This window comes from Pseudoalteromonas sp. NZS100_1 (assembly GCF_015864285.1).
Lineage (GTDB): Bacteria > Pseudomonadota > Gammaproteobacteria > Enterobacterales > Alteromonadaceae > Pseudoalteromonas > Pseudoalteromonas arctica.
The window spans coordinates 46,153-52,300 of sequence record NZ_JADYXN010000031.1 but is presented as its reverse complement, the minus strand read 5'-3'; the positions used below and the strand labels follow the sequence as shown (position 1 = coordinate 52,300).

Here is a 6,148-nt window from a genome sequence, read left to right as displayed (position 1 = left end):
TGGGTGATTAGCTCAGTTGGGAGAGCATCGCCCTTACAAGGCGAGGGTCACTGGTTCAAGTCCAGTATCACCCACCAAATTACATCAAGCGGTTTATTGATAATAAAGAATTAAATAACAAGCATACCTATTATATGTGGGTGATTAGCTCAGTTGGGAGAGCATCGCCCTTACAAGGCGAGGGTCACTGGTTCAAGTCCAGTATCACCCACCACATATAAATACCATCAGACAACCTCTCTAGTAATAACTCTTTCTTCGCATATTAAATACATTTAAGAACTTCATAAGAACTCAATATATAATACCAATCTGCTTATATATGGGGTCTATTTAACGTTAAGAAAATTACGCTAGAACTAGGCAAAAGTTTTTGTATCTAGTTGTTCTAAATAAAAAATTTTTAACGACGTTATAGTGCAATTTAATTCGTTAAATTGATCAAAGATTTATGCAGGTTGGTATAAGTCGTATGTAATTAAGTCACTGGTATCAAGCCAAGTAATCACCCACCACATATAAATACCATCAGATAACTCTTTAAATGACAACTTCTCTAGTAATAACTTTTTTCCCATATTGAATACGTTTAACTCCTCTTTTTACCTTAAATACATTTCATATTTTTATTAAAATCTAAATTTCCATATCAAAGCACTCATCAAATATAGCGTTATCAATTTTACTTATTTAGTTTTTAATTATGTTATTCGGCTCAGTACCTTCGTAGTTAGATAAACGTATTAGGCAAAGTTAACTACCTAATAAATACAGCTATCATTTAAATTCCCTTGTAAGGAGTTAAACTGTTGATTATAGTCTGTGTTAAATACAATCACGCTTAAGCCAATGCCAACTAAGATCTATTCAAAAGCCAAAATACTTATAGTAGAGGAGCAGCCACTTGCTCAAAGCTATATGAAACAATCGTTAGAAAGGCTTGGCTTTCGGCAGTTGCGCTTTGCTGATCATGCAAATTCTGCAAAAGAGCAGTGTTTAAGTGAAGAATTTGATCTAATCGTTTGCTCATTCAACTTAAATAAACACCAAGATGGCTACCAGCTTTATGAAGAGCTACGTGTAAAGCAACTCATAAAAAGCTCGACTGGCTTTATTTTTATCTCAGCAGAAACAAGTGGCTCACTCGTTCATAGTGTTCTTGAGCTGCAACCTGATGACTTTTTAGTTAAACCTTTTACAGTACAAGAGCTTAAAATACGCATTGAACGAATCCTAAAGCGTAAACACGACTTACAAACAGTGTATTCATTAATTGATGATGGTAACGATTCAAAAGCTATTAAGTTTATTGATACCGCTCTGGATAAAAAAAATAATAATTACAGCCCTATCCTACTTCGCTTAAAAGGTGATGCCTTACTTCGCTTAAAGCGCGCTCAAGATGCGAAAGACTTTTTTAAGTCTGTTCTCGACATTCAAAAATTTGCTTGGGCAAAAGTAGGCTTAGTAGAAGCACTTATAGCGAATAACGAACATATTTTGGCGCAGCGAATGCTCAAAACAATGTTAGAGCGCCAAGAAACTCGTTTAGTAGCCCTTGATTTGTTGGGCAGATTAGAAATAAAGCTAAATCAATTTGAGCTAGCACAAAGCTTTTTAAGCCAAGCTGCAGAAATTGCACCGCGAAATATCACACGCCAAAAATCGCTAAGTAATGTGTCGCTAATTAATCACGACTACGAAAAAAGCTATTTAACTCAAAAAGATATAGCCACCTTTGCAAAACACTCAATACACGACCACCCCGATGTATATTTGAATGCAGCACGTGCAGGTATCGACTTTGCGCTAACGACGGATCAAACCGATCAAATACAGCGAATTTCAAGGCAAACTAATCAGTACATTAATGATTTAAAAAAACAGTTTCCTAATAATGCGAATCAAGCTCAAATTGATGTACTTAATGCACGACTCCATTACTTAAAAGACGAGCATCAAAAAGCGAAAAAGCTAATTGAACAACTTGATGATGACGATACTCATATCCGATCGGTTGATGGCGCACTTGATAAAGCAAAAGCATTTCATGAACTGGGGTTTCATCAAAAGGCGCAAACCTTATTCACACAAATAATTAGCCACTGTGAAAGACATCCCGCAGTTAGCGACACAACTTACTTACGTTATATTCAGCAGCAACAAAGTGAGCGACGCGATATTAAAATGGGTCCAAAAGAGCTTAACAACCATGCCGTTAGTCAATTTAATAAAGGCCAATTAAATACTGCGTTGGAAGCTTTTACACAAGCGTTTAGAGTCATGCCTCGTAATCAAAGTATCGCACTTAATTTATTACAGTGCCTATTTGATTCAACTAAGCAATCTGGCAGCTCATTTAATATGGATCTTGCTAGAAGGTGCTACGCCCTTCTTGATAAAACTAAATTACAAGCAGATCAGACGCAGCGTTTAGATAAGATTTTGCACATAGCAAAAGAAATTAATTTAGATATTCAAAGCGCTAGTAAATAAAATATTAGAGCTTTTTCATTGATGCGGCATTAACGCAATAACGTAAACCCGTTGGTAATGGACCATCTGGAAAAATATGACCTAAGTGCGAATCGCACACGTTACAAACCACCTCTATGCGCTCCATACCATGACTTGTATCGCTTACATAGCCAATCGCTTCAATTGTCGCAGGTTGCGTAAATGACGGCCAACCAGTACCACTATCAAACTTCTCATCAGCATCAAACAATAGATTATCACAACAAATACACACATACTTGCCAGGTTCGAGTAATGTACAACTACCCGAGCTACCTGGGCGCTCTGTTCCCTTTTTACGTGTTACGTAATATTCATCTTCTGATAGTTGCATCCGCCACTGCTCGTCAGTTTTGACTACTTTTTTACTTGGGGTAGGATTGCCATTGGTGGCAAAGTTAATAACATCATTCCACTTCAACATAATAGCCTCATTGAATAGTTGATTAGCTATACTTTATAAAGTCATAAAAAGTACGGCTAATTATTACGTTATTTAATACACTAAAGATCAGCTAAGGAGTGTTGACAGTTTAAGACTAAAACTCGTTCAATCTTAAAGGTAATTTTCTTAGCTAAAGGTAATATTTTGTTTTTCTGAGTCGGTAAGTATTCGTTTAATAAAACTATCTAGCTCTGCTTTTTTTACAGGTAAACTAACACTCATTTGGCGCTCGTTATTACTGTAAATTATTAGCTCATCATCCTTTGTCGTTATACGTTCAATACTCTCAATAACTAACCAATCTGGACCATGCTTTTTATCAAAAAATCCCATCAAACTAAAAAGTAATAAGTGCTGGGCGTCTCGCTGAATAAAATCCTCTAACCTGTTTCTTGATTTAAATAAAGGCGTTAACCTATAAACGCTTGAGCAAAAAACAAATACCCATAACCCAAATAACGCTTTAAACCACATAAACTCTAAAAGCTCAGTGCTAATCATTAAAATAATAAGCACAAAGCCTATTATCGATATAGCTATCGCTATTTTTTTATTTACGGCGTCCACAACTAATCCCTTTTAAGTCGCTTTTTTTCTTCTGATGCCTTTTCTGTCGGCTCAGGCCAATCATTAAAGAAAACAGTTAAATAGCGGCTTTTCACCAAATACCATAATACCCATAAAACAATCATCATTTGTACTGCTAAAAATGATGAAAATCGATAATGGCTATGCGCTGCTTGAACACTTAACCATGTTAAATCAACAACTGCACATAAAATAAGAGGCCAGCGCATATGTCGCCATATTCTTGCTAACCTGTTGCTTGCACTGTGTGAATCTCGTGGTCTGCGTAAACAAAATAAAATAGTCGGTATTATTGCAATACTTCCAATCGTTATTGCGATAAAAAAATCATTTTTATTTTTAAAAAATAACGACATTAAATCTAGTTCAGGCCTGCGGCTTAAAGCCGCAATAACCCAAATAAAATAACTGCGTAATAGCACAAGCACACTTAAATGAAATGCAATAGGCGTACGGTAACTTCCGTACTTATCCCAGTATTCTGGCCCATATCGGCTCATTGTCATTTTCCTAACCGTTATGCTTTATAAGCAACTCAATTAATTCATCTTCAGTTAGTATGTCTATGCCTAGGTCTTGTGCTTTTGTTAGTTTTGAACCTGCTTTTTCACCCGCCACTAACGCATCTGTTTTAGCCGATACGCTACCAGACACCTTGGCACCAAGTTGTTGTAATCGTGCTTTTGCATCATTGCGATTAAGTGTATTAAGCGTACCTGTAAGTACATATGTAAGCCCAGCGAGCGGCTGTTCTTCCTCAGAAGGTGCGCTCAACGCTGGCCAGTTTACACCTTGATCTATCAGCGCATTAACAACTGCTAAATTATGCTCTTCATCAAAAAAGCCACGAACATGAGCAGCGACTATTTCGCCTACATCACTTACTTGCGTTAAACTATCAATGCTGGCATTTATTACATTTTCAAGGGTTAGAAAGTGATTAGCTAAATTTTGTGCTGTCGCCTCCCCGGCTTCTCGAATACCTAATGAATATAAAAACTTAGCAAGCGTAGTGCCTTTAGCCTCTTCAAGTGCTGTTACTAAGTTTTTAGCTGACTTAGGTCCCATACGTTCAAGTGACTCAAAATGCCCCTGTTTTAAAATAAACAAATCAGCAGGCGTTTTTATAAGTTCTCTATCGACTAACTGATCAACAATCTTATCGCCAAGACCATCTATATCCAGCGCTTTGCGCGAAGCAAAGTGCTTAATAGCTTGCTTACGCTGTGCAGGACATACAAGTCCACCCGTACAACGGGCTACAGCTTCGCCTTCAACCTTTTCAACATGAGAATCACAGATTGGGCAAGTCGTCGGGAATTCGATATCTCTGGCATCATCAGGTCTGCGTTCAAGTACAACTTGAGTTATTTGTGGGATTACGTCTCCAGCACGGCGAATAATAACTGTATCGCCTACTTTTACGCCTAAACGTGCAACTTCATCACTGTTATGAAGCGTTGCATTTGATACGGTAACGCCACCCACAAAAACAGGCTTTAAACGTGCAACAGGTGTAATGGCGCCAGTACGACCGACTTGAAAATCAACATCAAGTAGTTGGGTTATTTCCTCTTGCGCCGGAAACTTATACGCAATAGCCCAACGAGGAGCACGTGCCACAAAGCCTAAACGCTCTTGTAAGGTCTTTTTATTTATTTTTATTACTACGCCATCAATTTCATATTTAAGCTCACCACGGCGCGTTAAAATATCGCTGTAGTACTCGAGCGCGGCTTTTGGACCTTCAACTAATTTTGTTTCTGGGCACAAAGGTAGCCCCCAATCAGTCAGCTTTTCTAATTGCTGATAGTGATCCTCAGGAATGCTGCCATCAGCAACAAGCCCGGTGCTGTACGCATAAAACATGAGTGGGCGTTTAGCGGTAATTTTAGAGTCGAGTTGACGCAAACTCCCCGCGGCTGCATTACGCGGGTTAACAAATACTTTTTCACCGCGTTTTTGCGCTTCAGTATTCAATTTATCAAAGCCAGCGCTGTCCATAAATACTTCGCCGCGAACTTCAAGCTCTTTTGGGTAATCACCACGGAGCTTGAGCGGTACATTACGAATGGTTTTAACATTTTGAGTAATGTTTTCACCGGTAAAACCATCACCTCGAGTAGCCGCTTGTACAAGCACACCATCGCGATAAATAATTGATACAGCTAAACCATCAAGTTTTGGTTCACAACAAAAAGTAAGCTCATCAGTACTCATTAAACGCTCTTTTATACGGCGATTAAACGCAGTGAATTCTTCTTCACTAAAGGCATTATCAAGTGAGAGCATGGGTACTTGGTGCGCTACTTGTTCAAATTTACTAAGTGCTGCACCGCCTACTTTTTGTGTAGGTGAGTCGGCGGTTAAAAATTCAGGATGCTCGGTTTCAAGTGCGCTTAGTTCGCGTAATAACCTATCGTATTCAGAATCAGGAATACTGGGGGTGTCGAGCACATAATAATTATAATTGTGTTGCTCTAATGTAGTACGAAGATGATTAACTTGCTCACTAATGCTGCTAGACATTTAAACCTCAATAAACATAAAAAAAGCCACTTTGACGATTCACCGTCCAGTGGCTTATAAAAATATAAT

The 6,148-nt window shown here is 38.2% G+C and carries 6 protein-coding genes and 2 tRNA genes; 3 read left to right on the top strand and 5 right to left on the bottom strand.

Features of this window, described 5'->3' with window-relative positions; genetic code table 11:
• Window position 1: 1 nt before the first annotated feature.
• Together I6F66_RS17355 and I6F66_RS17350 are read left to right on the top strand one after the other, a co-directional pair.
• Window positions 2-77: transfer RNA gene (locus I6F66_RS17355), tRNA-Val, on the top strand.
• A gap of 61 nt (window positions 78-138) precedes the next feature.
• Window positions 139-214 (top strand) — tRNA-Val (locus tag I6F66_RS17350).
• Window positions 215-449: 235 nt separating this feature from the next.
• Here I6F66_RS17350 and I6F66_RS22790 read toward each other — a convergent pair.
• Complete coding sequence (locus I6F66_RS22790) at window positions 450-578, bottom strand: hypothetical protein (RefSeq protein WP_269435061.1); 129 nt, start codon at window positions 576-578, stop codon at window positions 450-452.
• Between the two features lie 271 nt (window positions 579-849).
• On the opposite strand from I6F66_RS22790, the gene I6F66_RS17345 reads away from it, so the two are divergent.
• Entirely contained in the window at window positions 850-2,496 is a 1,647-nt protein-coding gene (locus I6F66_RS17345) for a tetratricopeptide repeat-containing response regulator (protein WP_197176565.1), read from the top strand.
• 4 nt (window positions 2,497-2,500) lie between these two features.
• Here I6F66_RS17345 and msrB read toward each other — a convergent pair whose 3' ends face one another.
• From msrB to ligA, 4 genes are all read right to left on the bottom strand, one after another.
• A complete protein-coding gene (gene msrB, locus I6F66_RS17340; RefSeq protein ID WP_007584021.1) occupies window positions 2,501-2,941 on the bottom strand; it encodes a peptide-methionine (R)-S-oxide reductase MsrB in 441 nt (146 codons plus the stop codon).
• A 147-nt stretch (window positions 2,942-3,088) separates the two neighbouring features.
• Entirely contained in the window at window positions 3,089-3,529 is a 441-nt protein-coding gene (locus tag I6F66_RS17335) for a hypothetical protein (protein WP_007584019.1), read from the bottom strand.
• Between the two features lie 2 nt (window positions 3,530-3,531).
• Complete coding sequence (locus I6F66_RS17330) at window positions 3,532-4,050, bottom strand: DUF2919 domain-containing protein (protein WP_007584017.1); 519 nt, start codon at window positions 4,048-4,050, stop codon at window positions 3,532-3,534.
• 10 nt (window positions 4,051-4,060) lie between these two features.
• Complete coding sequence (ligA, locus tag I6F66_RS17325) at window positions 4,061-6,079, bottom strand: NAD-dependent DNA ligase LigA (RefSeq protein WP_165734827.1); 2,019 nt, start codon at window positions 6,077-6,079, stop codon at window positions 4,061-4,063.
• Window positions 6,080-6,148 lie beyond the last annotated feature (69 nt).

What these genes read in the sequence shown, in the direction of transcription:
- I6F66_RS17345 (WP_197176565.1), top strand. Translation starts at nt 850, where the DNA reads ATGCCAACTAAGATCTATTCAAAAGCCAAAATACTTATAGTAGAGGAG.
- I6F66_RS17330 (WP_007584017.1), bottom strand. Translation starts at nt 4,050, where the DNA reads ATGAGCCGATATGGGCCAGAATACTGGGATAAGTACGGAAGTTACCGT.
- msrB (WP_007584021.1), bottom strand. Translation starts at nt 2,941, where the DNA reads ATGTTGAAGTGGAATGATGTTATTAACTTTGCCACCAATGGCAATCCT.
- I6F66_RS22790 (WP_269435061.1), bottom strand. Translation starts at nt 578, where the DNA reads ATGGGAAAAAAGTTATTACTAGAGAAGTTGTCATTTAAAGAGTTATCT.
- ligA (WP_165734827.1), bottom strand. Translation starts at nt 6,079, where the DNA reads ATGTCTAGCAGCATTAGTGAGCAAGTTAATCATCTTCGTACTACATTA.